Origin of the sequence: Borreliella carolinensis (genome assembly GCF_032595855.2) — a bacterium.
Taxonomy (GTDB): domain Bacteria; phylum Spirochaetota; class Spirochaetia; order Borreliales; family Borreliaceae; genus Borreliella; species Borreliella carolinensis.
Map to the genome: position 1 here is coordinate 214,898 of NZ_CP132453.1, position 26,586 is coordinate 241,483.

General features: G+C 28.4%; 25 protein-coding genes and 1 tRNA gene. 10 read left to right on the forward strand and 16 right to left on the reverse strand.

What is annotated here, in order from left to right:
- From mutL to QIA46_RS01050, 3 genes are all read left to right on the forward strand, one after another.
- Positions 1-1,836 (forward strand): DNA mismatch repair endonuclease MutL, encoded by a 1,836-nt coding sequence (mutL, locus tag QIA46_RS01040; protein WP_317268135.1) that lies wholly within the window; start codon positions 1-3, stop codon positions 1,834-1,836.
- A gap of 18 nt (positions 1,837-1,854) precedes the next feature.
- Positions 1,855-2,889, forward strand: a complete 1,035-nt coding sequence (locus tag QIA46_RS01045) for a hypothetical protein (RefSeq protein WP_317268136.1) — start codon at positions 1,855-1,857, stop codon at positions 2,887-2,889.
- A gap of 27 nt (positions 2,890-2,916) precedes the next feature.
- Positions 2,917-2,990, forward strand: a tRNA-Ile gene (locus QIA46_RS01050).
- Between the two features lie 10 nt (positions 2,991-3,000).
- Here QIA46_RS01050 and QIA46_RS01055 read toward each other — a convergent pair.
- On the reverse strand, positions 3,001-3,654 hold the full coding sequence (locus QIA46_RS01055) for a hypothetical protein (RefSeq protein ID WP_317268137.1): 654 nt from the start codon (positions 3,652-3,654) through the stop codon (positions 3,001-3,003).
- Positions 3,632-4,210, reverse strand: a complete 579-nt coding sequence (efp, locus tag QIA46_RS01060) for an elongation factor P (RefSeq protein ID WP_014023465.1) — start codon at positions 4,208-4,210, stop codon at positions 3,632-3,634. Before efp ends, QIA46_RS01055 begins: the two co-directional genes overlap by 23 nt.
- Positions 4,211-4,375: 165 nt before the next feature.
- Here efp and QIA46_RS01065 point away from each other — a divergent pair, with 165 nt between their 5' ends.
- The 4 genes from QIA46_RS01065 (at position 4,376) to pstB (ending at position 8,540) form a co-directional block, all read left to right on the forward strand.
- Positions 4,376-5,215, forward strand: coding sequence for a PstS family phosphate ABC transporter substrate-binding protein (locus tag QIA46_RS01065; protein ID WP_317268138.1), 840 nt, complete (start codon positions 4,376-4,378; stop codon positions 5,213-5,215).
- A gap of 89 nt (positions 5,216-5,304) precedes the next feature.
- Positions 5,305-6,213, forward strand: coding sequence for a phosphate ABC transporter permease subunit PstC (gene pstC / locus QIA46_RS01070; RefSeq protein WP_316256041.1), 909 nt, complete (start codon positions 5,305-5,307; stop codon positions 6,211-6,213).
- Positions 6,214-6,317: 104 nt separating this feature from the next.
- The gene (gene pstA, locus QIA46_RS01075) at positions 6,318-7,757 is read left to right on the forward strand and encodes a phosphate ABC transporter permease PstA (protein WP_317268139.1); all 1,440 of its coding nucleotides are present in this window, start codon (positions 6,318-6,320) and stop codon (positions 7,755-7,757) included.
- Positions 7,758-8,540 (forward strand): phosphate ABC transporter ATP-binding protein PstB, encoded by a 783-nt coding sequence (pstB, locus tag QIA46_RS01080; RefSeq protein WP_316256042.1) that lies wholly within the window; start codon positions 7,758-7,760, stop codon positions 8,538-8,540. It begins immediately after the preceding gene.
- Between the two features lie 2 nt (positions 8,541-8,542).
- On the opposite strand, the gene QIA46_RS01085 is transcribed toward pstB, so the two are convergent.
- From QIA46_RS01085 to QIA46_RS01105, 5 genes are read right to left on the reverse strand one after another with little or no spacing between them, the layout of a single operon-like run.
- Complete coding sequence (locus tag QIA46_RS01085; RefSeq protein ID WP_014023470.1) at positions 8,543-9,364, reverse strand: ZIP family metal transporter; 822 nt, start codon at positions 9,362-9,364, stop codon at positions 8,543-8,545.
- Between the two features lie 40 nt (positions 9,365-9,404).
- On the reverse strand, positions 9,405-11,189 hold the full coding sequence (locus tag QIA46_RS01090) for an alanine--tRNA ligase (protein WP_317268140.1): 1,785 nt from the start codon (positions 11,187-11,189) through the stop codon (positions 9,405-9,407).
- Positions 11,189-12,406 (reverse strand): flagellar motor switch protein FliG, encoded by a 1,218-nt coding sequence (locus QIA46_RS01095; RefSeq protein WP_317268141.1) that lies wholly within the window; start codon positions 12,404-12,406, stop codon positions 11,189-11,191. Before QIA46_RS01095 ends, QIA46_RS01090 begins: the two co-directional genes overlap by 1 nt.
- Positions 12,393-13,100: a 6-phosphogluconolactonase gene (gene pgl / locus QIA46_RS01100; protein WP_317268142.1), complete on the reverse strand. Its 708-nt coding sequence runs from the start codon at positions 13,098-13,100 to the stop codon at positions 12,393-12,395. Before pgl ends, QIA46_RS01095 begins: the two co-directional genes overlap by 14 nt.
- A gap of 10 nt (positions 13,101-13,110) precedes the next feature.
- Complete coding sequence (locus QIA46_RS01105) at positions 13,111-13,392, reverse strand: SIMPL domain-containing protein (RefSeq protein WP_317268143.1); 282 nt, start codon at positions 13,390-13,392, stop codon at positions 13,111-13,113.
- 68 nt (positions 13,393-13,460) lie between these two features.
- Between QIA46_RS01105 and dusA the strand changes: the two genes are divergently transcribed.
- Positions 13,461-14,468: a tRNA dihydrouridine(20/20a) synthase DusA gene (gene dusA / locus QIA46_RS01110; RefSeq protein ID WP_317268144.1), complete on the forward strand. Its 1,008-nt coding sequence runs from the start codon at positions 13,461-13,463 to the stop codon at positions 14,466-14,468.
- On the opposite strand, the gene serS is transcribed toward dusA, so the two are convergent.
- Positions 14,458-15,735 (reverse strand): serine--tRNA ligase, encoded by a 1,278-nt coding sequence (serS, locus tag QIA46_RS01115; RefSeq protein ID WP_317268145.1) that lies wholly within the window; start codon positions 15,733-15,735, stop codon positions 14,458-14,460. The two genes, dusA and serS, sit on opposite strands and share 11 nt — an antisense overlap.
- Positions 15,736-15,866: 131 nt before the next feature.
- Here serS and QIA46_RS01120 point away from each other — a divergent pair, with 131 nt between their 5' ends.
- Together QIA46_RS01120 and QIA46_RS01125 are read left to right on the forward strand one after the other, a co-directional pair.
- Entirely contained in the window at positions 15,867-16,568 is a 702-nt protein-coding gene (locus QIA46_RS01120) for a hypothetical protein (RefSeq protein ID WP_317268146.1), read from the forward strand.
- Between the two features lie 15 nt (positions 16,569-16,583).
- On the forward strand, positions 16,584-19,499 hold the full coding sequence (locus QIA46_RS01125) for an insulinase family protein (RefSeq protein WP_317268147.1): 2,916 nt from the start codon (positions 16,584-16,586) through the stop codon (positions 19,497-19,499).
- Between the two features lie 35 nt (positions 19,500-19,534).
- On the opposite strand, the gene QIA46_RS01130 is transcribed toward QIA46_RS01125, so the two are convergent.
- The 8 genes from QIA46_RS01130 to QIA46_RS01165 form a co-directional block, all read right to left on the reverse strand.
- Positions 19,535-19,780, reverse strand: a complete 246-nt coding sequence (locus tag QIA46_RS01130; protein ID WP_014023479.1) for a type B 50S ribosomal protein L31 — start codon at positions 19,778-19,780, stop codon at positions 19,535-19,537.
- A 60-nt stretch (positions 19,781-19,840) separates the two neighbouring features.
- The gene (rho, locus tag QIA46_RS01135) at positions 19,841-21,388 is read right to left on the reverse strand and encodes a transcription termination factor Rho (RefSeq protein ID WP_317268148.1); all 1,548 of its coding nucleotides are present in this window, start codon (positions 21,386-21,388) and stop codon (positions 19,841-19,843) included.
- A 78-nt stretch (positions 21,389-21,466) separates the two neighbouring features.
- Positions 21,467-21,874, reverse strand: coding sequence for a bactofilin family protein (locus QIA46_RS01140; RefSeq protein ID WP_317268149.1), 408 nt, complete (start codon positions 21,872-21,874; stop codon positions 21,467-21,469).
- Positions 21,875-22,201 carry an HU family DNA-binding protein gene (locus QIA46_RS01145; protein ID WP_301341408.1) on the reverse strand — a complete coding sequence of 109 codons (327 nt, stop codon included), beginning with the start codon at positions 22,199-22,201 and terminating at the stop codon, positions 21,875-21,877.
- A 12-nt stretch (positions 22,202-22,213) separates the two neighbouring features.
- Positions 22,214-22,471 carry a 30S ribosomal protein S20 gene (gene rpsT / locus QIA46_RS01150; RefSeq protein WP_317268150.1) on the reverse strand — a complete coding sequence of 86 codons (258 nt, stop codon included), beginning with the start codon at positions 22,469-22,471 and terminating at the stop codon, positions 22,214-22,216.
- Positions 22,472-22,546: 75 nt separating this feature from the next.
- Positions 22,547-23,374, reverse strand: coding sequence for a hypothetical protein (locus QIA46_RS01155; RefSeq protein WP_317268151.1), 828 nt, complete (start codon positions 23,372-23,374; stop codon positions 22,547-22,549).
- Between the two features lie 15 nt (positions 23,375-23,389).
- Entirely contained in the window at positions 23,390-24,496 is a 1,107-nt protein-coding gene (gene ychF / locus QIA46_RS01160; RefSeq protein ID WP_317268152.1) for a redox-regulated ATPase YchF, read from the reverse strand.
- 32 nt (positions 24,497-24,528) lie between these two features.
- Positions 24,529-26,535: a hypothetical protein gene (locus tag QIA46_RS01165; protein ID WP_317268153.1), complete on the reverse strand. Its 2,007-nt coding sequence runs from the start codon at positions 26,533-26,535 to the stop codon at positions 24,529-24,531.
- Between the last annotated feature and the right edge of the window lie 51 nt (positions 26,536-26,586).

Consider the following 26,586-nt stretch of genomic DNA (forward strand, 5'->3'; position numbering starts at 1 on the left):
ATGAACAAAATAAGATTCTTAGATAAATACTTGGTTCAAAAAATAGCAGCAGGAGAATCAATAGACAGACCTTGTTCAATATTAAGGGAATTACTAGACAATTCAATAGATTCTGGAGCTACTAAAATTGAGGTTTTTCTTGAAGAGGGAGGAATTCACAAAATCTTAATAATAGATAACGGAAGCGGAATAAGTAAAGAGGATTTAAAAATCTGTTATCTACCACACACTACTTCAAAAATATCAACAGAAGAAGATTTAAGAAAAATAGAAACTCTGGGATTTAGAGGAGAGGCACTCTCTAGTATTGCAATTTGCTCCAACATTTCAATAACAAGCTCAACAACTAGCAATGAAAGCTATCAAATAGAAATAGAAAATGGAATTGAAAAATGCTTTAAAAAACAACCTGCCATAAACGGAACAATAGTAGATGTCACAAAAATATTTCACAACTTCCCAGCAAGGAAAAGATTCTTAAAGCAAGAACCTATTGAAACAAAAATGTGTCTAAAAGTTTTAGAAGAAAAAATAATAACTCATCCCGAAATAAATTTCGAAATTAATTTAAATCAAAAGCTAAGAAAAATTTACTTTAAAGAATCGTTAATTGACAGGGTTCAAAATGTATATGGAAATGTAATAGAAAATAATAAATTTAGAGTCTTAAAAAAAGAACATGACAACATAAAAATAGAAATATTTTTAGCACCAGACAACTTTTCTAAAAAAAGTAAAAGACATATTAAAACATTTGTCAACAGAAGACCTATCGATCAAAAAGATCTCTTAGAGGCAATAACTAATGGGCACAGTAGAATACTTTCTCCTGGCAACTTTCCAATATGTTATCTATTTTTAGAAATAAACCCTGAATATATTGACTTTAATGTACACCCGCAAAAAAAAGAAGTAAGATTTTACAATCTTCCATTTTTATTTAAACTAATATCTGACAATATTAATAATTTTTTTGATAAAAACATAAATAACTACCAAGACATAATAATAAAAAGACAATTAACAGAAGATGAACATTTAATAGAAATGATCAACGAACCAGAAAACTTTAATAAATTCACCACATATGATATACCACAAAACAACTATTTAGAAAAAGAAGATAATATAAAAGAACTAGACAAAACCATACCACAAGGCAATATTGACCTTAAAAGGTACAATTCAATTATACAAAATAGACCAACACTTAAGGAAAACATTGAAAACATTTTCTCTGACAACTTTTTAGAATTTGAAGAACTGCCAAACAAAAATGAAAAAGAAGAAATAAAATTTAACTATATTGGACAAATATTCTCTGAATTTTTAATCGTTGAAAAAATAAATGAAATTTACTTCATAGACCAACACGCAGTTCACGAAAAAATCATATATGAAAAACTTAGAAATTCAAAAAAAACTATTCAAAAGCTTCTAATACCAATTGAATTCACAGTAGTTGATAAAAACATAGAAGAAATTATAGATAGTGAAATAGAAGAATACAAAAAATTGGACATTATAATCTCCAAAATAGGCTCTAAAAAATATCAACTTGAATCTATTCCTAATATTTGTAATCAATATGAAAATACTCTTATTAACTTTTTTCAATCAAGAAGAAGCAGAACAATAAATTCTCTTGAATCTGACTTATATGCAACTATTTCCTGCAGAAAGGCTGTTAAAGCAAATGACATATTAAGCATTGAATTTAGCAAATTTTTAATAAATGAATTTTTTAAACTAGAAATCAAACATTGTCCTCATGGACGAAAAATTTATTACAAAATATCTAAGTTTGATCTTGAAAAAAAAGTTGCCAGAGCATAAAATAAAATCAGAGTTCCCATGATAAAAAAAATCAAATCAGAAATCAACTTGTTAAAGATAGAAAAAGAAAAAAGTTTAATTGAACTTGGAAAAATATTGAAAAATAATAATATAGTAGAATTAAAAAATTTAAACCACTATCCCAATTTAAAATTAGTAGAAAAAGAATTGTATCAAATGAAAAGCAATTTAAGCAAATCAGAAGAAACTGAAAACATATTAAAAAATTTAAACAAAAAGATTTATATTTTTAAAAAAGAATATAAATCTACTAGTAAATCATATAAAAAAAATCTTAAAGAACTTGCTAAAACAATAATCGAAATTTATCCTCAAAATTTAGAATTAATATCAAAATACAATATGAATTTTTCTAAATTAAAACTTGAAAAATATGAAAAAATAGAATTAGCAAGTGAATATAAAACAAAAAATTATTTACAAAAAATAATGCTTAAAGTCAACTCAGCAATAAACAATATCATCCATATGATAAATGTATATAAGATATCAAAAGAATTTGAAAAGCGGGTATTCACAAAATATTATCCTTCTGAAAATTTTGAAAGCATAATAAATGAATTTTCATTAAATAAAAAATTAAACAATGTAATTGTTAAAGAATTTAAAATAATGAATGAAATCAAAACAAATATAAAAAACATCAAAGAAGAAATAAAAGAAATAATATCTACAAGCAAAAAAGAAAAAATATACAAAAAGAATAAAATAAAAAACGAAATCAATAATATTACAAAAAATAAAGAAAATATTTTAAAAAAAATTGCTGAAGAATTTATTGAAACTACAAAAAAAGATAAAATTACAACTAAAAGCACTGCAATCAGCTCAATAATCCAAAAAATAGAAAAAATAAATCAAAAAATATTAAACTTAAATAATGATTTAATAAAAACAACAAAACAAGAAGAAATAAAAAATATTCAACAAAAAATGCGAATCCTAACAAAAGAAAAAAATAAAATTAATAACAAATTAGATGCATTAACTTCTAAAATAGAAGCTATTCAAAATGAACTTGACAATGAATAAAAAATAAATATAATAAATTAAAGCTAAGGGCCTATAGCTCAGTTGGTTAGAGCACCCGACTCATAATCGGTAGGTCCCAGGTTCAAGTCCTGGTGGGCCCATTTGATCTTTTCAATTAACCTTAAAAAAAAGATTTGAATTTTTTTCGACATAATAAAAGCTTATATAATTATCAAATGTTTTATCAATCTCTGGAATATCTACTGAATCAATTTTAGCAACTGAAGAGATAGGATGTAGTTTATCTTTATAAGTTTTAACAAAAAATACTTTGGAATTGCTTAACTTGTTTAACATTGCCATATCTTTAAACTTATATACATAATTGTGAACATCATCTAAATCATACTTTGACATTCTCAGAGAAATAACAAGCTCTTTATTGTACACCCTCATGCCCTTATCAAAAAGACGAACGCATGAAGTAAAATCTTCAAAAGTTTTATCAAAAAAATTAAACCTTAAATCTCTACAATATAGAATATCCTTGCCAAGGTTAGAATCAATAAAAAAAGAGCTATAATTATTATTAATTACTTGAATAAACTCATTAGTATTCTTATTCTCTATTGATAATTTAAAAACATCCTTTGGATTTAGAACTTTAATTGCAAAATCAAAACTCATGAAGTAATCTAAACGATTTTCAGTAAAATAATAATTTATCTTATAATCAAGCTCTTTTATTTCCGGATAATTCATTTCACAAGAAGAAGCAAAACAACAAAAAAACACTATTAATTTAACTTTTAATCCGTTCTGCATACTCTTTAGTTTCAGAATTAACTAAAATCCTATCTCCAACGTTAATAAAAAGTGGAGCTTTTACTACAAGGCCTGTATTAAGAGTAATATTTTTCATTGCATTTGTTACAGTGTCGCCCTTAACAGCTGCCTCAACCTCTACAACTTCAAAAGCAATCTTTGGAGCCAGCTTAATATCAATAACCACATTGTCAAACATTATAAGAGAATAGATTTCCGACTCCTGCAAAAAAAGTACCTTATCTTGAAAATTAGCACTTTCTTTTAAATCCAAGCTAACTTGATCATAAGTTTCTAAATCCATAAAAACCAAAACGTCTTTATCTTTGTATAAATACTGGGCACTAACTTCATAAATTTCAATAGCTTCTGCGGTATCTGCCCCTTTTAAAGTTTCTCTAATGACAAGTTTGTTTTTCAAGTTCTTAAGCTTTAACCTTACTATTGCCCCTCCCCTACCTGTTTTTGAAAATTCTCTCTCAAGAACAATATGAGGAACCCCCTTGATAAGCAAAAAAGAACCTTTTTCAATCTCACTAGATTTCACTACTGCCATTTAAATACCTCGCAAAACTTAACATACAAATCTAGTAGTAATTTATACCAAAAAATTAAAATATTTGCTATTATTCCTCAATTATAACTTAATAAATAAAGTTATTTTACAATTGACTTATTTTAAATTAATGATATTATATACTTAAACAAAGGAGTTTGCTTGATGAAAAAATTTATTATCTTAATTTTTATGCTATCAACAGGTTTATTATACAACTGTAAAAATCAAGACAATGAAAAAATTGTATCAATTGGGGGATCTACAACTGTAAGCCCAATACTAGACGAAATGATTTTAAGATTTAATAAAATAAATAGTAATACTAAAATAACATACGATGCACAAGGAAGTAGTGTTGGCATAAACGGACTATTTAACAAAATATACAAAATAGCAATATCATCAAGAGATTTAACAAAAGAAGAAATTGAACAGGGAGCAAAAGAAACTGTATTCGCTTATGATGCTTTAATTTTCATTACAAGCCCTGAAATAAAAATTACAAATATTACAGAAGAAAATCTAGCTAAAATATTAAATGGAGAAATTCAAAATTGGAAACAAGTAGGAGGCCCTGATGCTAAAATCAACTTTATTAATCGAGACTCTTCTTCTGGTTCTTATTCATCTATAAAAGATCTACTTCTTAATAAAATATTTAAAACTCACGAAGAAGCTCAATTTAGACAAGACGGAATAGTTGTAAAATCTAATGGAGAGGTAATTGAAAAAACAAGCCTTACTCCGCACTCAATAGGATATATAGGTCTTGGATACGCAAAAAATTCAATAGAAAAGGGTTTAAATATTCTTTCTGTCAATAGCACATATCCTACAAAAGAAACAATAAATAGCAATAAATATAACATTAAGAGAAATTTAATAATAGTTACAAATAACAAATACAAAGATAAAAGTGTAACTCAATTTATTGATTTCATGACAAGCTCAATCGGTCAAGATATTGTTGAAGAACAAGGTTTTTTGGGGATAAAAACATAATTAAATTAAAAGGAAAAACACTTGACTTAATATTAAGTCAAATAATACAATTTAACACTGACATGAGCTTTAAGGGATTCTTTTAAAAAATGCATCTAAGCTTAAAGACAAAAAGAAAAATAATTGAAATTATTTTCAAATCTTTTATTCTTATATCTGCAGTAATAAGCTTTCTATCAATATTGTTTCTAGGTTTGTTCATATTAAAAACCGGAATAACGCCATTTATTAATAACAAAATTAAAATTTTAAACTTTTTATTTAGCACAAATTGGGATCCTACTAGCAATATTCAAAAATCTTATGGTATCTTAGCATTCATTATTAATTCCTTTTTAACTACACTTTTTTCTATTTTAATTGCTTTACCAATTGGATTGGGATTTGCAATATATTTACTTGAAAAAACAAAAGGATTTTATAGAAAATTTCTACAAACAGTAATAGAGCTTTTGGCAGGAATCCCCAGTGTGGTTTACGGATTTTTTGGAAGCACATTTATTGCAGCTTTAGTAAAAAACATTTTTCAAAGAGAAGACAATTTGGGATACAATTTAATAAGCTCATCACTCATATTAAGCATAATGATAGTTCCTACAATAATTAGCGTTTGTTATTCATCACTTAAAGCCGTTCCCAAATCATATAAATTTGCATCTCTTGCATTAGCAGCAACAGACTGGCAAACGATATATAAAATAATAATACCATCGGCTAGTCGAGGTATTTTAGCAGGAACAATATTGGCAATAGGAAGAGCTATTGGAGAAACAGTAGCAGTATTAATGGTAGGAGGGGGCTCTCCTCTTTTTATAAAAAACGTATTTTCTCCCATTAGAACGCTAACCGTAAATATTGCTATGGACATGGGATACGCCTCGGGTGTTCACAGAGAAGCTCTTTTCTCTACAGCTCTAGTATTATTGCTATTTTCAATAATTACAAATTTACTCAAAAATTTTATATTATCTTCAAATAAAGGGTTAAAGAAAAAGTGACCAAACCTCAAATAAATAAATTAATTAATAAGTTCTATTTCTTTATAATTAATTTTATTGCATATTTTTTAACAGCTGTATTAATTTTTCTAATAGCATATGTATTGTACAACTCTTTATCTTATTTCAAAAAAAAACAAACTTTATTTTTAAACAAAGTTCAATATTTTGTGCCATTCAAAACAGAAGAAAACAAAGAAATACAAATTGTTTTTATTGTTAACAAAAATATCAATACAGACAAAATTTCAATAGAAGACATTTACAACATATATAATAATAAAATTTCACACTGGGGAAGCATTTCAGATCAAGGAATTGATATTATACCTATTGCCAGTTCAATTGACAGTATATCTAACAAAGCTATTCTAAAAACACTAATCAAAAACAAAGTATTTAATAAAAGATACATAAAAATCGAACCATCTACAAAAAAAATACTTCAAACTATAAATAGCACAACAGGCTCTATAAGCTATTTAACAAAAGAAGAATTCGAATCCTTGGACTTTAAATTATATCCCAATATTAAAGCTTTAAAAATAAAAACTATATCGGTCCTAATAGGTAAAAAAACTTTAACAAAAAATGAAAATGAAATAATTAATACATTAGGTGTTGATGAAGTTGAAAAACTCATTAAAGGCAAAGAAAAATGGGTTAATTTAATATCAAAGAATATTAAGTTAACAATATTAAAATATAATCTTGATCAAGAAGAAAATATAATACAAACTATAGAAAAAACAGAAGGCGCACTAGCAATTGTGCCTTGGCATTATTTTCAAAATCTTAAAGCACCCTTTATTAAAATGCATTATTTTGATAAAAGCAGTCCTTTGAATTTAAATTTCATATTATCTATTCCAAGAGATTCTGGTGCATATGGCGGAATTTCTTATTTAATATTAAATACTTTTTATGTAATACTGCTAACAACTGCTATTTCAATATGCATTGGAATAGGAACCGGCATAATGCTTGCCGAATACACTTCTAGTAAAATATTTTACAAAATACTATCTATGAGCGTTGACATCCTTTCCTCAATTCCTGCAATAATTTTTGGACTTTTTGGACTGATTTTTTTTGTGCCAATTTTTGGAATAGGAATACTCTCAGGAGCAATTACAAGCTCTCTAATGATATTGCCAATGATTGTTAAAACAACCGAAGAAGCATTTAAAACAATCCCAAAATCATACAAATATGCTTCATTCGCCTTAGGGGCAAATAACACAGAAACTATAATTAAAGTTATGGTTCCAGCAGCTATTCCTGGAATACTAACAGGAATAGTTCTTGCAATAGGAAGAGCTTTGGGAGAAACGGCCGTATTACTTTTTACAATGGGAACAAACTTGGGGCTTGCAACAAATTTAAATGAACCATCAAGAACACTAACTGTACACTTACTGATGTTATTTCAAGAAGGACATTTGGACAAAGGATTTGGAACGGCTTCAATACTTGTAATAATGGTACTCATAATAAATTTGACTTCAAAATTTTTAATAAACAAATTATATAGGATTAAATAAGTGATAAAAGAAAAAGATACACCAAAAAATGAAGTTATAATAGAAACAGAAAATTTAAATCTATTTTATACAGATTTTAAGGCTTTAAACAAAATAAATATTAAAATACTAAAAAATAGCATTACTGCTTTAATAGGTCCATCCGGCTGTGGCAAATCAACATTCTTAAGAACTCTCAACAGAATGAATGACCTTGTTGAAGGTATTAAAATAGAAGGCAATGTAATATATGAGGGAAAAAACATTTATTCAAATAATTTCGATATCTTGGAGCTTAGAAGAAAAATAGGAATGGTCTTCCAAACCCCTAACCCATTTTTAATGTCTATCTATGACAATATAAGTTATGGCCCAAAAATTCACGGAACAAAAGATAAAAAAATACTAGACGAAATAGTAGAACAATCACTAAAAAAATCTGCACTCTGGAACGAGGTCAAAGACAAACTTAATACAAATGCCTTAAGTCTCTCAGGAGGGCAACAACAAAGACTCTGCATTGCAAGAACTCTTGCGATAGAACCAAATGTAATACTAATGGACGAACCTACCTCTGCTCTAGATCCAATATCAACAGGCAAAATTGAAGAGCTAATAATAAACTTAAAAGAAAGTTATACAATAATCATTGTAACTCACAATATGCAACAAGCCGGAAGAATATCTGACAGAACTGCATTTTTCCTTAATGGATGCATTGAAGAAGAAAGCTCAACTGACGAACTATTCTTCAATCCTAAAAATACTAAAACTGAAGAATATATCAGCGGAAAATTTGGATAATTTCAACCTAATGAAACATCAAGAAACATCATTAATGTAAAACCAATAACACCAAATATACTTGGCACTTTATTGTCAATGTCTTTTCTCTTAGCTTCGGGTATTAGTTGTTCAATTGATACATAAATCATGGCTCCTGCAGAGAAAGCCAACGCAAAGGGTAAAATTCGGGTAAAAGAATAAACCGCATAAGCACCCATAAGCCCTCCCACAATTTCTACCAATCCTGACATTTGGCCATAGTTAAAACATTTTGCTAAAGCAACATTACCTCTTCTTAAAGGTAGAGAAATAGCTGCTCCTTCGGGGATATTTTGAATGCCAATACCAAGCGTAAGAAGCATGGCTCCAACTAAAGTTTGAACATCTGGATTAGACGCTAGGGCTCCAAAAGCAACTCCAACTGCTAATCCTTCTGGGAAATTATGTAAAGTAACAGCAGTAAAGAGCAAAAAATCTTTCTTGCCGTGCTTAGTTAAGTCTTCATCAATAAAAGTAAGTTTATCAAGATCTGGAACAAATACATCTACAATGTATATAAAAAACGCTCCAACAAGAAACCCAAAAACAGCCGGCACCCAAGTAATGTATCCAAGCTCCTCAGCTCTCTCGATAGCAGGTTGAATAAGTGAAAAAAAACTGGCTGCTATCATAATGCCCGCTGAAAAACCAAGCATAGCGTCCATTATTTTATTATCTACCTTTCTAAAGAAAAAAACTGCTGCTGCTCCAAAAGCTGTAGTAAACCAAGTGAAAGTAGAACCTAAAAGTCCTAATAATACAGGATGCAAAGTCAATAAATAATCTAAAATTGATTTTATCATAAAGTCTCCTATTAAAATAAATCAACAAATAATAAGTAATTTACTTATCAATCAAAATAGCTTTTATTCTTCTTATACCTGAAGATGAGGATTGTTCTTTTTGTATTTTAAAAGTGCCAAGTTCATTAGTATTCTCTACATGAGGCCCTCCACAAACTTCAAGTGAAAATCCGTCTATCTCATAAACGCTCACCAAATTATCATATTTTTCTCCAAAAAGAGCCATAGCGCCTTTTTCTCGAGCTTCACTTAATTTCATTATAATTTTTTTTACAGATAAAGAATTTTTTATCTGTAAATTAACAATCTCTTCAACTTTTTTTATCTCATCATCTGTCATCTTTTCAGAATGAACAAAATCAAATCTTAATCGCTCAGCAGTAATATTGCTTCCTTTTTGTCTAACATGATCACCTAGTACCAATTGAAGTGCTTTATGCAGCAAATGGGTCGCTGTATGCAGCTTAGTGGTCTCATAAGTATAATCGGCAAGCCCACCTTTAAAGACTTTGTCACCTCCTTTCTTTGAAGTCTTTTGATGCTTTTTAAAATGCTCATCAAAACCCAACTTATCAATGTTAAAACCATGCTCAATGGCGAGCTCTTCTGTTACTTCGTATGGAAAACCATAAGTATCATATAGTTTAAAAGCAATATCGCCAGGAATAGTCTTAGAAGGCAAATTTCTTGTTATTTTGATAAATTCTTGCTCTCCTTGAGATAAAGTTTTAAAAAACTTTTCTTCTTCTGTGCTCAATTCCTTTTTGATAAAATCTTTCTTTTCTGTTAGCTCATTATAAAAAGATCTATAAATAGCTTCTACAGAATCAACAAGATCAGCTAAAAAATGAGATTTTATTCCAAGCTTCTTTGCATATCTTATAGATCGCCTTATTAGTCTTCTTAAAACATATCCTTGGCCCAAATTGGATGGAAAAACAGCAGAACTATCAGCAAGAATAAAGCAAGCTGCTTTAACGTGATCAGAAATTATTCTAATACATCTATCATCATCTTCTTTTTGTCCATAAATTTTACCAGAAATATCTTCTATTCTCTTTATTATGAGCATAAATGCATCTGTATCATAAACTGAAGATTTGCCTTGCAAGAAAGCAATTGTTCTCTCAAGACCCATTCCCGTATCGACACATTTTCGCTCCAATTCTATGTAATTACCATTCTCGTCTTTATTGTATTGCATAAAAACATTATTCCAAATTTCAAAATACTTACCACAAGAACACGTAATATTACAGTCAAGAGAACACTTAGGCTTCCCAGTATCCACATATATTTCAGTATCTGGCCCACAAGGCCCTTTAGATCCAACAGGACCCCAAAAATTATGATCCTTAGAAAGATAATATATTCTATCTTTAGGAATACCCAAGCTTTCCCAAACTTTAGCAGTCTCTGCATCACGCGGAATCTCTTGATCACCTTCAAATACGCTCACATAAAGACTGTCTTTTGGAATATTTAAATAATCAGAAGAAGTTAAAAATTCAAAACTGCACTTTACAGAATACTCTTTAAAATAAGCCCCAAGAGACCAATTTCCAAGCATTTCAAAAAAAGTTAAATGGCTTAAATCTCCAACCTCATCAATGTCGCCTGTTCTTAGGCATTTTTGAACATTAACAAGCATATCTCCTGATGGATGCACTTCTCCAAGAAGATACGGGATAAGGGGCTGCATGCCGGCTGTATTAAAAAGAACTGTAGGATCATTTTCAGGAACTAATGATTTACCCATTATTTCAAAATGGTTTTTTGATTTAAAAAAATCAATATATTTTTTACGCAACTCATTAAGTGTCATTAAATAAATTCCTCATTTTTTCTATATATTATTAAATCGCCTTTTAAAGTTAAATTTTTAATATAATTAACAAAAACTGTTGTCATAGTTTTTAAATCTTTTTTACTTATCTTTCCTAAAAAAGCTTCTTCATCTAAAATAATTTCTTTACGCCTTTTTGAAACATTTGAAAGCATTTTATCTCTAATCTCATCAGTTTTATCTTTAATAATAATTGCAATCTCTTTATCTGTAAACTCTCTTAAAATATTATGAAGATCATTGTCGATGATTCTCAATATTACATTGATATCAAATATTTTTTCTCTAATTTCGCTATCCACAACAGGATTTAAATCCCTCATATTAATATTATTAAGCAGATTTTTCTCCTCATTAGAATCCATATAGCTTAAAATATCAACAAGGATCTTAGATCCATCAAGTTTATCTGTCTTAAGATTCCCCTGCATCTTAAATCTATCCTTAAGCTTATTTGAAATTGCCTCTATTGTCTCCATGCTCAATTGCCTTGGTTTGGCAAGATCTTTTACAAATTTTCTTCTATCTTCTTCTTCTAGCATTGAAAAAACATACTTTTTTTGATCTTTATTTAAATAATTATATAATATAACAAGCGTTTTAATATTCTCATCTTTAATTAATGCCCAAAGTTGTTCATGCTCAATTTGAGATAAATAATCAAAAGGAATAAAAATATCATTACCAGTAACTTTTTTATAAATTGATTTTGCCTTAGATTTTCCCAACGTTTTATTTAATAACTCATAAGCAAAGTTATCATCAACCTTAACATACCTTTTTTGATTTCTTAGCAAATCTTCAAATTCTTTAATAATATGCTCTTTTTCTTCTGGAGCAATATAACTAATCTTTGAAATTTCTCTGGTAATCAAGATTATGTCTGAATCATCAAGCTCAGACATAATCTTTGCAGATTTTTCAAGTCCAATAGCCAAAAAATATTTTGCAACCTTTGTGATCTTACTCTCTTTTCGAATAAATCCCGGCTTTAAATCATTAATATTGTTGGACTTAGGCTCAACAGGTGCTTTATTTTTATTGCCCTTAATAAGACTTATCCAAGATCTAAGCATAGAACCTTGAATCTCTGAATCGGAAAAATTTTTATTTAAACTCAAAGTATCAATTTTTTCAACAGTTTTTTTGCTTAAATTTTTAGCATTTTTATACTTGGAAAGCCTAGGATCCTGCATAACTTTCATCTCTTTTAATGTTTGTAAGAACTAGTAAATTGGGATGCTCTTTGAAAAGTCTGGCTGGACATTCATTAATAGAATTATTAGGGCCTAAAAAATTTTCTAAAGCGCGCTTTTTACCATCGCCCATAAATAATAAAACAACGGCTTTTGAACTAAACAAAGATTTAGGCGTTAAGCTTATTCTTTTACTAGGAAATTTGGGAGAATTGTATTCATACTGATAACCTTCTACATCTGAGAACAACAATTTTCTCGAAGGGAAAAGCGATGCTACGTGGCCATCCTCGCCAACAGAAACCAAAATAAAATCAAAAATATTAAACCTAGAATTAAATTCAATATTATAATCATGAATAGCTGTGGCTTCGTCTATTTCGCTATAAACAAAAGCATGAAATTTGGAAATGCTTATTAAATTTTTATCAACCATTTTGGAAAAAAATTTCTTATTCAAAAGATTATAATTACTATTCTCATCATCTAATGGAACACACCGTTCATCAACTAAAAAAAAATGTGCTCTTCTAAAAGAAAAATTTTGTTTAAGAAAAACACTTAAAAAGTTAACTATACTTCGACCACCACAAATTCCAATACTTGTATATTTATCTTTATCTACATTCATATTAAAAAAATCAAAAAATCTATCTTTTAAATAATTTTCTTCATCAGAATATAAAAACTCCATTTAATTTTCCTTAATACATATAATATAAATAATAATAAATATTTAATAAAAAAGTTTTAATCTTGGATAAATTCAAATTATTTGCTTTAATGCGAACATAAGCCAGATCACCATTCAAATCATAATCTAAATTCCAAATCAAAGATGCCAAAAGGATTTCTTTTTCGCCTATGCCCTTAACCGCAATATAATTGCTATTTTTAATGCCAACTTTTTTTATTCTGTAAGAAATTATAACTAACGATGACAGGAAAAGTATTAAAAAAAATAAATCTTTGGTTTCGCTAGGCATATAACAATTCCTCCTAAAAAAGAACAAATAATTGTTAAATTGGCTCGTTTATTCTAACATATTATGTAATGTTAATAAATCGGAAAATATCAATAGCCCCAATGGTAAACATCACAGACGAGCATTTCAGATATTTAATAAGACTTTTGTCAAAAAAAGTTACATTATACACGCCAATGATTTCCGCAAAGTCAATAATTATGGGTGATGTAAAAAAAATTGTAAAGCAAAACCCCTTAGACTCTCCAATTGCAATTCAAATAGCAACAAACTCCCAAAATGATACCCTTAAAGCTATTCAAATTCTTGAAAAACACTTTAATTTTGATGAATACAATCTTAATGTTGGATGCCCATCTCTAAAAATTCAAAATGCAAATTGTGGAGCTTGTCTAATGAGCAATGCTAATCAAGTAGGTGAAATTTTAAAAACGATGAAAGAAAATACAAATAAGCCTATTTCAATTAAACATAGATTGGGTATAAGGCCTTTACCTAGTGATTACAAAAATGAAAGTTATTCTGAGGTAAAAAGCTTTGTCAAAATAATCTCAGATTTTGGTATCAAAAATTTTATTGTACATGCAAGAATTGCAATATTAAAAGGATTTTCTCCTAAAAATAATAGAAATATTCCAAAATTAAGACATGAATTTGTATATAATTTGAAAAAAGAGAATAAAAATTTGTTTATTGAAATAAATGGAGGAATCAACAGCTTAGAGCAAATTAAAAAACACTTATCTTTTGTTGATTCTGTCATGATTGGGAGAAGTGCGTTTGAAAATCCATACTTTATTGCAAACGCCTCAAGAGAATTTTTAAACGAAACTGATGAAATTATCACAAGAAAAGACTTATTGATGCAAATGGTAGAATACATTAAAGAATACGAAAATTATTTGTCGATAAATGTATTATTCAAGCATCTTATGGGAATAGTATTTTCCAAAGAAGGAGCAAAAAAATTTAGACAAAATTTAACAGCACCATTTCCGAAAAACTTAAAAAAACATGAGATATTGCTAAAAGCTATAGAAACATTGCCAGAAAAAATACTAAACTCTAATTCTTAAAAGGAATATAATCAAAGCCTGTATACTTAACCAAACTTTTAGGAATTTTAACTCCTCCCTTTTGATCCTGAAAATTTTCAAGTATGGAAATAATAACCCTTGTTGTAGCTATTGCTGTTCCATTTACCATGTGTGCAAATTTATTTTGTCCATCTTGATCTTTATATCTAATCTTAAGCCTTCTTGACTGATAATCTGTACAATTTGAAGTTGAGGTAACCTCCCCATAACTACCTTTTCCGTCTCTTCCAGGCATCCAAGCCTCAATATCATATTTTTTATAAGCTGGAGAACCAAGATCAAAAGAACAAATATTTAAAACCCTATAAGGAATTTCAAGCTCAGTAAAAATTTGCTCTTGAATGCTCAAAAATTCATCATGGATAACTTCAGATTCTTCTGCTTTGCAAAAACAAAACATCTCCACCTTACTAAACTGATGAACTCTATAAAGACCTTTTGAAAGCTGACCGTATGCTCCGGCTTCTTTTCGAAAACAATGCGAAAACCCCGCCATTCTTATTGGCAAAGTGAGATCTATTATTTTGTTATAATAATAACCACCAAGCGTAATTTCAGAAGTGCCCACAAGATATTTATCTGTATCCTCAATCTTATAAATATTGCTTTCGTTGCCACGAGGATTAAAACCAATTCCATCAACTATAAACTCTCTTGCAACATCAGGAGTAATAAAAACATCAAACCCTTTTTCTCTTAATTTATTTAAAGAGAAATTAATAAGAGCAATTTCTAAAAAAACTGCTTCATTTTTAAGATAATAAAATTTACTCCCGCTAATCTCGCGTGCTTTGTCAAAATCTAGAAGATCTAAATCTCTGCCAAGCTCTAAATGATCTTTTGGCTTAAAATCAAACTTTGGAACAACTCCAACTTTTTTTATTTCAAAATTATCTTCTTCGCTACTACCAATAGGCACATCAGGTGACAAAATATTGGGTACCCGCTTATTTTCAAGGTCAAAATCAACAGATACTCTTTCAAGCTCTTCTTCTAGATCAATAAGCTGTCTTTTTAAAATCTTTCCGGTTTCTATTAAAGAGTTTTTTAAAACCTCATCGGGATTTTCTCGCATTCTAGAAGAATTTTCATTTCTTTTTGCATTAAGCTCACCAATTTTGGTAATTATTTTTTTTCTCTTATCATCAAGATAAATTAACTTATCAATATCTAAAACAAGGCCTCTTGCTTTAATACTTCTCTTAACAAGATCAAGGTTATCTCTAATAAATTTCAGATCAAGCATCCTATCTCCTAAGATATATCTTAAGTAAAATTTTTAAACAAAATTACAAATAATATTAATTCATATCAAGGTTATTATATAATATCTTATAACAGGATTAGAATATAAATATTGTAGGGAGAAATCATCGTATGCTAAGTCTAAGAACAATAAAAACAACTTTTATGTTAATATCTACATTAATGATTTTTAACGGATGTACAAAAAAATCAACCAAGATCAATTTTAAAGATATTGGCTTAAATAGCAATAAAATGAATTCTTTAATAATAACTTCAATGAGCTCAACAGAAGAATCACAATTTTATGAATACAATATTCGAATCCCTAAATTAATAATTGAGGGAAAAGAAAAAGGAAATCTTGAAGAATTAAATACCGAGCTTAATGAATATGTGAGCCAAATTGTAGCAAGACTTGAAATTGTTAGTAAAGAGCTTAAACCCGAGAATAAAAAATTCAACTTAAAAATAGACTATGAAATTCACCATGGATACAATATTTATACAATAATACTTATTGCAACTCAAGAAATCAATGAAAGCCCTATTACAAATTACAGAAGCTATTACATTCAAGATAAAGGAAATTATATTTATAACATTGACGACATAATTAAAACAAACGAAGCATTTCCATTTTTTATAAAAAAAATTAAAGAAAAAATTTTACCTAACGAATTATTATTTGATTTACAACAAGCAGTAATTTACTTTGAAAACAAAAACCTTATTATTAAATTCCCTGAATATACATTTAAACTAGACGACACAGAGGAGCTGCCAAACATATTTGAATTTAATGAAAGTGAAATAGCACAATTTGTAAAGTAAGGATTAAAAACATAAATGAAAAAGAAAAAAATTTTCAAACTAATTTCGAAAACTTATTTAGAAGAACATGATGCAGAAGGATTGTATTTTAAACACGACAGCGGTCTTGAAGTATTTCACTTAAAAAGTGATTCTTTTAAAGAAAATGCATTTTGCATAGCTTTCAAGACAATACCTTCAAACAATACTGGGGTTGCGCATGTTTTAGAACACACAATTTTTTGCGGCTCTAACAAATATAAAATAAAAGATCCATTTCTTTACCTATTAAAGGGAAGCCTAAATACATTTTTAAATGCAATGACATTCCCAGACAAAACAATCTACCCAGCAGCATCAACAATTGAAAAAGACTACTTTAATTTATTTAATATCTATGCCGATTCTATATTTAACCCATTGCTTAAAAAAGAATCATTTATGCAAGAGGGATACAACATAAATCCAAAAGATTTTAAAGTATCTGGGATTGTCTTTAATGAAATGAAAGGTAACTATTCAAATAAAAATTCTCTAATAAACGAAATAGCAAGTAGTTCTCTTTTTGAAGAAGGAGCATATAAATACGATTCGGGCGGAATCCCAACAAATATTATTGATCTTACCTATGAAAGTTTTTTAGATTTTTATAAAAAATACTATACACTTGAAAACTGCAAAATATTTTTATGCGGAAACACTCAAACTGAAAAAAATCTAAATTTCATTGAAAAATACATAATAAGGCCTTATAAAAAAGAAAAGAGCAATGTTAATGTTGACATAAAAAACGTTAAAAGATGGGATAAGGGGAAAAAATTAACATACAAAATTCCTAAAGAAAACGACAATTCTCTTGGGGTATACACAATAAATTGGCTTTGCACAGAAATTAACAATATTGAAGACAGCATTGGTCTTGAAATTCTCTCAGAAATACTCCTGGATGATTCTTGTTCATTCACAGTCAATATCTTAAAAAGCGGAATAGGTGAAGACATAGCCCATATTAGCGGAATCAATACGGATTTAAAAGAATCGGTTTTCTCATTTGGACTCCAAAATGTTGTTGAAAACAAAGAAAAAGAATTTAAAAATTTAGTTTTCAGCGAGCTTAAAAATTTAGTAAAAAATAAAATCCCAAAAGAATTAATAAAGGGAATTCTTTTTGGCTACGAATTTGCTTTAAAAGAAGAAAAGGGACAAAATTTCCCCATTGCCTTAATGATAAAAAGTCTCAAAGGCTGGTTAAATGGTCTACACCCAATCAAAACATTACAAACAAGCTACTATATAAATGAAATTACAAATAAACTGGAAAAAGGAATTTATTACTTCGAAAATTTAATTGAAAAATATCTAATATTTAATAATCACCATACATTAATAAGCTTTGTTCCATCACACGACAAAGAAAAGGAAATGGAAGAAGAAATTGAAAAAAAATTAATGGCAAAAGAAATTGAACTCAAACAAAATCCAGAAGAATTTTTACAATTTAAAAAAGACTATAATCAGTTTAAAAAATGCCAAAATAAAAAAGACTCTAAAGCAGATATAGCAAAACTTCCCTTACTAAAAATAGAAGATTTGCCAAAAGAAATAGAAAAAAGTTTGAATCTTAATGAAATAAAAGAACTAAATCTACATTCTTTCAAATTTAAGAATAACAATATTTTTAATGTAAATTTATTTTTTAAACTAAATTTTTTAGAAAAAGAAGATTATGTATACCTATCTTTATTCAAAAGAGCTCTCCAAGATTTATCTACAAAAAATTATTCTTACGTAGACATTAACAATAAAATTCAAAATACTTTGGGACAAATAAATATATCTGAGAGTTACGACGAGGATATTGATGGAAATATTTTAAATTCATTTAATATCAGCTTTAAATCTTTTAATAATAAAGTTAAAGAATCATTTGAACTGATAAAAGAAATTTTAACGAATATTAACTTTCATGATTATGAGAGATTAAAAGAAATAACACTAAGCTTAAAAAATGATTTTAAAGCCCTATTAATTCCCAAAGGACATCTTTTGGCAATGTTAAGGTCCAAATCAAAACTAAAATTAAACGAATATTTAAAAGAATTGCAAAATGGAATAACAGGTAGAGAATTTTGGCAAAAAGCAAAAACCGATACAGAATCTTTAAAAGAAATTGCAAATAAATTAGACAATTTAAAAAATAAAATAATTTTAAAAAATAATCTATCTGCACTAATAATGGGAAATACTGATGATATTCTTAAAAACCTAGAAAATGAATTTTTCAATCTAAAAGAAAGCCTGGAAGAGAGTAATTATTACGATAGGTTGCTCAATCTTGATACAAACAACAAAACATTAAGAGAAATAATGATCATCCAATCAAAAGTAGCTTTTAATGCTATATGTTTTCCCAGCTACAAAATCAACGATGAGAATTATCCAAAAGCAAACTTTTTAGAGCATGTATTAAGAAGTGGAATTTTTTGGGAAAAAATAAGGGTAATGGGGGGTGCATACGGAGCAAGTGCATCAATCGCTAATGGAATTTTCTCTTTTGCGTCCTATAGAGATCCTAATTTCACCAAAACGTACCAAGCTTTCGAAAATTCCTTAGAAGAATTAGCTAATAATAAAATGACAGATGAAGAGATTTATACCTATTTGGTAGGTTTAATAGGGACTAACATCTATGTAAAAACTAAAGCTACAGAAGCTTTACAAAGCTATAGAAGAAAAATGCTAAATATTACCGACAACTTAAGACAAGATATTCGAAATGCCTACTTTACAATTACACCGCAAGATATTAAAGAAATATCTGCAAAGATTCTAACACAAATAAGACAACACAACAGCATTGCATCTTTGGTAAATAACCAAACATACGAAGAAGAAAAAAATAACCTAGAAAAATTAATAGGAAAAGAATATAGTGTAAAAAAAATTTATTAATATTTTATCAAAATTTTATACAAAAAAACCAATTTTTAGGACTTTTTATACCTTTTATTAAATTTGTCAATTCTCCCTGCTGCATCAACAAACTTTTGTTGGCCAGTATAAAAAGGATGAGATTTGCTTGTAATCTCCACAGTGATCAATGGATATTCCTTTCCATCAGTATATTTAATGGTTTCCTTTGAGTTTAGAGTAGACCTAGTTAAAAACATTGCTCCATTTGATCCGTCTTTAAATACCACCAAATTATTTTTAGGATGTATATCTTTTCTCATAAAACCTTCCTCTTAATCTTCAATAAAGTTTAATTGACATTAGAAATAATGTCAATTAATTTAATTACCATTGCTCATTGTCTTTAAAAAAATCTCATTGTTTTTGCTTTTTTTCATCTTTTCTATGAGAACTTCAACTCCCTCGTAATCATCAACACCTCCGAGTATTCTTCTAATAAGCAAAATCTTAGAACGTTCCTCTTCACTAAGAAGTAATTCTTCTTTTCTGGTACCTGATTTTTTAATATTAATAGCAGGGAAAAGCCTTCTGTCTGCCAAACTTCTATCAAGAATTAATTCCATATTACCGGTACTTTTAAATTCTTCAAAAATAACCTCATCCATTTTACTACCGGTATCAACCAAAGCAGTAGCTATAATGGTCAAACTTCCCCCTTCTTCTATATTTCTAGCAGATCCAAAAAACCTCTTTGGCTTATGAAGAGCATTAGAATCTACCCCACCCGATAAAATTTTACCAGAAGTTGGCATAGTTTGATTATATGCCCTTGCAAGCCTTGTAATAGAATCAAGCAAAATAACAACGTCTTTTTTGTTTTCAACAAGCCTTTTTGCCTTTTCAATAACCATCTCTGCTACCTGAACATGCCTACTGGCCTGCTCATCAAAATTAGATGCAATTACTTCGCCTTTAACGCTACGAATCATATCTGTAACTTCTTCTGGTCTCTCGTCAATAAGCAATATCATTAAAATAACATCCGAATAATTAGTAGTTATTGCGTTAGCTATTTTTTGAAGCAAGGTAGTCTTTCCCGCTTTTGGAGGAGAAACTATTAAAGCCCTTTGTCCCTTACCTATAGGCGAAAAAAGATTAATAAGCCTTGTAGAAATATTGCAATTTTCATATTCAAGATTCAATTTTATATTAGGATAAAGAGGGGTTAAATTATCAAAAGGTATTCTGTTTTGAGCAAATGTAGGATCTTGATCATTAATAGATTTAATTTTAACCATTGCAAAAAATCTCTCACCATCTCTAGGAGATCTAATCTGGCCATATAAAATATCGCCTGTCCTTAAATTAAAAAGTCTAATCTGAGAAGGAGATACGTAAACATCATTGCCTCCTGAAAGATAAGAATTCGATGCGGTTCTCAAAAACCCATAGCCATCACTAAGTACATCAAGCACGCCCGTAAATAAAACATTAATATTATTCTCGCTTAATATTTTTACCAATAAAAATATTAATTCTGTTTTTTTCATTGTTACAGCAATAGTATGATTAGTCCCAAGGCCTTCAACAATTTTTCTAACCTCTGTAATTGGTTTATCATAAAGTTTTTCAATCTCTACATAATCTTTACCATTAAAAAACTTGATGATATTACTTTGCTCTAAAGTTTTAATATTATTTTCTAAACCTGAAGAAGGAATATCATAATCAAATTCAGGGAATACTACACCGTTTGAATCATTTGCGCTACTTAAATCTGCAGATTTTACCAAGTTAGATGCAGAATCCTTTTTTGCAACAACTTTAACCACTTTTTTTTTCGAATTATCTTCGATCTTAAACTCTTTAGAAACATCAAACCGCCTTACTTCACTTTCTAAATCAAATCCACCATTTTTTTTATCCATATTTTCCTCTAAGAATTAAATTTTTAAGAAAGGATTTTATAAAAATCTACTTATTATTAATTAATAAAAACACTGACCCTATTGCAAAGTATCTTTTATTTGCGAAACGGTGAAAGAAAATAAATCTACAATTTCATTAGACTTTATCATTTCACACTTTCCATCAAAAATTATATTATCATTAATAAATATTTTTTTTGTTTTTACATCCCCATATATTTTACAACCGCTGTTTAAATAAACTTTACTAGTAGCATTAACATTGCCCTTCAAAATTCCTTCCACTATTAATGTATCACAAATCACCACATTGGTAATAACCTTGCTGTTCCTGCCAATAAAAAGCACACCTCCTTTCGAAGATATTTCACCTTCAAAAGAAGAATCAAGATACAAAGTTCCTTCAAATTTTAATTTTCCCCTAAAGGTTAAACTAGAATCCAACTTACAATCCCATTTATAATAATCTACAATATTGACCGGCATTTAACCTTTAATACTCCACACTCTCTCTTTCAAGTCCTTGCCTGGACGAAAATAAGCAACATGATGATCCAAAACCTTAACATATTCCCCTGTTTGAGGATTGCGAGCATTTAAACGTCCCTTTCTTTTTCTAACTTCAAATGTACCAAAAGATCTAAACTCAATAACATTATTCGAACAAAGATTACTTTTAAGCTCTTCAAAAAAAGCATCTATTACAAGTCTTATGTATTTTTTTTCTAATTTTAGATTATTATTTCTAATATTTAAAGATATTTGATCAACAATGTCTGACTTAGTAACCTTTGGTCTTCTTGAAAAAGACATAAACTAATTTCCTTACTTTAACAGCAAAACACTTAAACGAGATTTTTTTCTAGCAGCTTTATTTTTATGAATTATTCGCTTTCTAGCAGCAGTATCTAGTTTTTTTGCAACAAACTTAAAAAATTCAATAGCTTCGTCTTTTTTGCCCGCTTTTATCATGTTGACACAGCGTTTTTCTATTGTTTTTAATTCACTTTTTACACTTACATTTCTAATCTTTCTTTTTAAATTTTGACGAGAGCGCTTCAATGCAGATGCATTTTTTCTCAAATTATACTCCTTAATCATATTATTAAACAACAATTTTAATATATCAACTAATTTAAATATAGTCAATCAAGACTCTTAAGTTAATTTGGTGCAACAGTTTTGATTAATATATTCAAAAACCTTATGCATGGAATAAGAAATTTTTTTATTCAAAATATATACTTTTTTTGTTTGATGATTTCTTTTATACAAAAAGCATAAATAATTTTCATTGTTAAATTCAAATTCTCTAGCAATAAAAATTTTTTCAAAAAATTCATAAAAATAAATTTCACTTTTAAAAATTTTCCTTTCACAAACTGAATCTTTTCTAAACTCGTAAAACAACACTATATTGCTAATAACTGAAAAATCCCCCAATAAAACTTTAATATCAATCAAACAAATAAATAAAAAAATAAATATATTGCTCAATGAAATATAATAAACAAACAAACCAATTATAATGCGCGCTAAAAACATGAAAAGATAAGTATAAGACAAATAATATCTTATTGGAAAATTTTCCAATTTTGAGACAAACAAATCTTTTCTTTTGATTTTAAGTTCTTTGAATAATTCACTTGAACCATTGCCAGTCCAAAAACAAACCTTAATCTTTTTTTTATTTTTTAATTTTAAAATCAAAACATTGTCTGATAATCTTTTTTCAAACAAAACAATATCATCAAAATTAAAATTATAACTTAAAAAAATACCCTTATAATAAATTTTAGATCCCTTAAACAAAATAGAACAAAAATATCTTAAATAAAAAAAAATTACAAAAAAATTTACTAAAAGAAGCGCCAGAACAAAATAAAAAAAACTTGCATCATAGAAAAACAAATACAGCAAACAAATCACACTATTAAAAACAAACAAACTAATTAATTTCACATTATTGGAAAATAAATTACGCATAATATAAAAATAAATCTATACATTAAATTTAAAAAAGATTACATCTCCATCTCTTACAATATATTCTTTGCCTTCAATTCTAACAAGCCCCTTCTCTTTTAGTTTTTGAACACTCTGATGTTTAAATAAATCTTCACAAGAATAAACTTCTGCTTTAATAAAACCTCTCTCAAAATCACTATGAATTATTCCAGCAGCTTTAGGTGCTCTCATTCCCTGCTTGAATGTCCAAGCTCTAACTTCTTGCAAACCTGCTGTAAAATAGGTTCTAAGGCCCAAAGTATAATAAGCTTTTTTAATTAAATTACCAAGGCCACTACCATTTATTCCAAATAATTCTAACATTTCATTTTTGTAAGATATATCCTTTATTTGGGCAAGTTCAGATTCAATTTTCGCACATAAGATTAAAAAATCATTTCCTTCTTTTAAGGCAATATTTTTTACAATATCTGTATATTTATTGCCGCTAAGTGAATTTTCATCAACATTACAAACATACAAAACTTTTTTAAAAGTCAAAAGATTTAATGATCTAATAAAGTTGTATTCAAAATCATCAAATTTAAACTCAACAGCCGGATTCATATTGCTTAAATGGTCTTCAAGTCTTTTTAGCATTAAAACAATTGCCTTAGAAGATTCACTAATTTTTTTATCGGTGCTTTTAGCATTTTTCTCTTGTTTTTGAAGACTTTTTTGAACAGTTTCAAGATCAGATAGACAAAGCTCAACATTAATCGTACTTATATCTCTTTCGGGATTAATATCATCATTAATATGAATAACCTCTTTTTCTTCAAAACATCTTACAACATGAACAATAAGATAAACTTCACGAATATTAGCCAAAAATTTATTGCCAAGCCCTTCGCCTGTTGATGCTCCTTTGACAAGGCCTGCAATATCCACAAATTCCATAACAGCAGGAATAATTTTGCGTGGAACAATGCACTCTGCAATTTTTAAAAGCCTTTCATCAGGAATCTCTACTATTCCTATATTTGGCTCAATGGTACAAAAAGGATAATTTGCGATCTCAACATTAGATGATGTCAAAGATGAAAATAAAGTAGATTTACCCACATTGGGAAGTCCTACAATCCCCGCATTAAGTCTCATAACCTAAACCTCTAATAAAATCAAAAAGCAATCTAATTAACAAAATATGCAAACTCTCCTCTTCCCGTCTGTTGATTTATATTTGCCTCAACAGATAAATTAAAATATTTATTGGGCTCTTGAGGGCCTGGATAATAATATTCCAGCAAATAAGTACCTGTTTTTTGTTCTAAAATTAAATCATAAACTTTAGATACTCCTTCATAAGATGAAAAAGGAATTATGGCGCCGCCTGTTTCATTAACTAAATGCTGAAGCTTACTATTAACAGGATCATTGCCAAATAATATTAAATAAAACCTTATATCATTATTTTTATAATAGCTTACTATTGTATCTAAAGAGTACTTTTCAAAAGCTTTACGATTTAAAATACCACCACTAAAATAAACTACGGCTCTTCTTGAGCTTTTTGACATAAGCCCAGAACCTGCCAACTTCAAACTAACGTCTGTTTTTACAGCATCTGTACTATAAGGGCCAAGAGAACTTGTGTTTCTAATGCTATTTGTCAAGCTTTCAATATTATCTATAATAGGCACACTTGTTGCATTTATAAAACTAAAGTTTTTATTTTTTGATAACTCCATTAAAGCATTCAAACCTACGATTTGATCTAGATCATATTTTTTCATATAAGAAGATTTATCAAAAACAACTGCTATATTAATGTCTTTTGAAGCATTTACATTATACGCTACCTTAGGATTGACAATGTAATAATTTTCATTTGAAATTGAAAAATTTTCACTTTTAAGTCCAACAACTGGTAATCCGCTTTTGCTGCTAACATTAAGCTCAACGTAAATTTTAGGCCCCCCAAGCCTAACTATTCTCCTAACATCAACATTTAAACTGTCATAAAGACTTGAATCACTCTTGTAAACTGAAACTTTGGCATTATTAAAATCTGAAACAATCATCTGATAATTAGCATCCAAAATAGATGAAGAAATTTTAGAATTCATTTTGTCTGCTTTTAAAATTTTTGTAATTGTTTTTTTAGCAATATTATATTTATAAACACCATCTTTTGAGGATACTATAACATTGTTGCCGACAAAATCACTACTAAGTCCCTCTATTCCCTCAATAGCAGTAAAAACTGAATACAAATGATTACCACTAGTATCAAAAACTTCAATGGTATTTCTCAGAGAATCTGCAACATAAATGTTTTCATTTAAATACGCAATGCCTGTGGGACCCAAAAGACCCTTATAGCCTAAAGTCCTAGAGCCAAAATGCAAAATAAAATCACCCTCAAGCCCAAACTTACTTACTCTTTTATTTCCCCATTCGCTTACATAAATGTAGTTTCTCTTATCAATAGCCATATACTGAGGAGCAAGTAATTCGCCATCTTTTGTACCCTTTTTCCCAATAGAATTCCTTTTAACTCCAAGAACCTTGTCATAAACACCAATTTCATCACTTGAATAAAGAGTCACATAAAGCAAATTATTAGCTTCAACAACATCATAAGGTGATTTTAAATAACTAAAGCCATCTTTAACCAAAGTATTAACATTATTATTAACATCAAAATACAATATTTCATTACCTACAAAATTAGCAGCATAATATCCACCGTACTTATCAGCCCTCAAAGATGTAATCTGATACCCGTGAGGCCTTTTATAAATAGAATTATCAAGAGAAGCAACTTTTACAAGTTTTTTAAAATTAAGTTCATAATTTGAAAAAATACCTCTCCTTTGCTCAATAGTAGAAATCAAATGTCTAAGATAGGGAACCTTATAGCCTTGATCTTTTAAATTTCTCCATTCCATTAAAGCTTCTTCAACATAACCCAATCTATAATAAACATTACCAGTCCAAAAATGATAATCAAGATTATTAGGATCAAAGCTTAAAATTTTTTTAAAAGATAAAAGAGCATCATCATAAATTCCATTATTATAAGAATTAAGAGCCCATTTAAACTCTTCTTGAGCATCTTTATTGGTAACTATTCCTTGAGCATGCAAACTAAAAATATTTAAAAAAAACAAACCAATAAAACCAAAAAATAACATAATCCCCTTTACTCTTTAAAAACCTATTATAAGTGTAAATTTTCCAAAAAA

What these genes read in the sequence shown, in the direction of transcription:
- mutL (WP_317268135.1), top strand. Translation starts at nt 1, where the DNA reads ATGAACAAAATAAGATTCTTAGATAAATACTTGGTTCAAAAAATAGCA.
- QIA46_RS01045 (WP_317268136.1), top strand. Translation starts at nt 1,855, where the DNA reads ATGATAAAAAAAATCAAATCAGAAATCAACTTGTTAAAGATAGAAAAA.
- QIA46_RS01055 (WP_317268137.1), bottom strand. Translation starts at nt 3,654, where the DNA reads ATGCAGAACGGATTAAAAGTTAAATTAATAGTGTTTTTTTGTTGTTTT.
- efp (WP_014023465.1), bottom strand. Translation starts at nt 4,210, where the DNA reads ATGGCAGTAGTGAAATCTAGTGAGATTGAAAAAGGTTCTTTTTTGCTT.
- QIA46_RS01065 (WP_317268138.1), top strand. Translation starts at nt 4,376, where the DNA reads ATGAAAAAATTTATTATCTTAATTTTTATGCTATCAACAGGTTTATTA.
- pstC (WP_316256041.1), top strand. Translation starts at nt 5,305, where the DNA reads ATGCATCTAAGCTTAAAGACAAAAAGAAAAATAATTGAAATTATTTTC.
- QIA46_RS01085 (WP_014023470.1), bottom strand. Translation starts at nt 9,364, where the DNA reads ATGATAAAATCAATTTTAGATTATTTATTGACTTTGCATCCTGTATTA.
- QIA46_RS01090 (WP_317268140.1), bottom strand. Translation starts at nt 11,189, where the DNA reads ATGACACTTAATGAGTTGCGTAAAAAATATATTGATTTTTTTAAATCA.
- QIA46_RS01095 (WP_317268141.1), bottom strand. Translation starts at nt 12,406, where the DNA reads ATGCAGGATCCTAGGCTTTCCAAGTATAAAAATGCTAAAAATTTAAGC.
- pgl (WP_317268142.1), bottom strand. Translation starts at nt 13,100, where the DNA reads ATGGAGTTTTTATATTCTGATGAAGAAAATTATTTAAAAGATAGATTT.
- QIA46_RS01105 (WP_317268143.1), bottom strand. Translation starts at nt 13,392, where the DNA reads ATGCCTAGCGAAACCAAAGATTTATTTTTTTTAATACTTTTCCTGTCA.
- dusA (WP_317268144.1), top strand. Translation starts at nt 13,461, where the DNA reads ATGTTAATAAATCGGAAAATATCAATAGCCCCAATGGTAAACATCACA.
- serS (WP_317268145.1), bottom strand. Translation starts at nt 15,735, where the DNA reads ATGCTTGATCTGAAATTTATTAGAGATAACCTTGATCTTGTTAAGAGA.
- QIA46_RS01120 (WP_317268146.1), top strand. Translation starts at nt 15,867, where the DNA reads ATGCTAAGTCTAAGAACAATAAAAACAACTTTTATGTTAATATCTACA.
- QIA46_RS01125 (WP_317268147.1), top strand. Translation starts at nt 16,584, where the DNA reads ATGAAAAAGAAAAAAATTTTCAAACTAATTTCGAAAACTTATTTAGAA.
- QIA46_RS01130 (WP_014023479.1), bottom strand. Translation starts at nt 19,780, where the DNA reads ATGAGAAAAGATATACATCCTAAAAATAATTTGGTGGTATTTAAAGAC.
- rho (WP_317268148.1), bottom strand. Translation starts at nt 21,388, where the DNA reads ATGGATAAAAAAAATGGTGGATTTGATTTAGAAAGTGAAGTAAGGCGG.
- QIA46_RS01140 (WP_317268149.1), bottom strand. Translation starts at nt 21,874, where the DNA reads ATGCCGGTCAATATTGTAGATTATTATAAATGGGATTGTAAGTTGGAT.
- QIA46_RS01145 (WP_301341408.1), bottom strand. Translation starts at nt 22,201, where the DNA reads ATGTCTTTTTCAAGAAGACCAAAGGTTACTAAGTCAGACATTGTTGAT.
- QIA46_RS01155 (WP_317268151.1), bottom strand. Translation starts at nt 23,374, where the DNA reads ATGCGTAATTTATTTTCCAATAATGTGAAATTAATTAGTTTGTTTGTT.
- ychF (WP_317268152.1), bottom strand. Translation starts at nt 24,496, where the DNA reads ATGAGACTTAATGCGGGGATTGTAGGACTTCCCAATGTGGGTAAATCT.
- QIA46_RS01165 (WP_317268153.1), bottom strand. Translation starts at nt 26,535, where the DNA reads ATGTTATTTTTTGGTTTTATTGGTTTGTTTTTTTTAAATATTTTTAGT.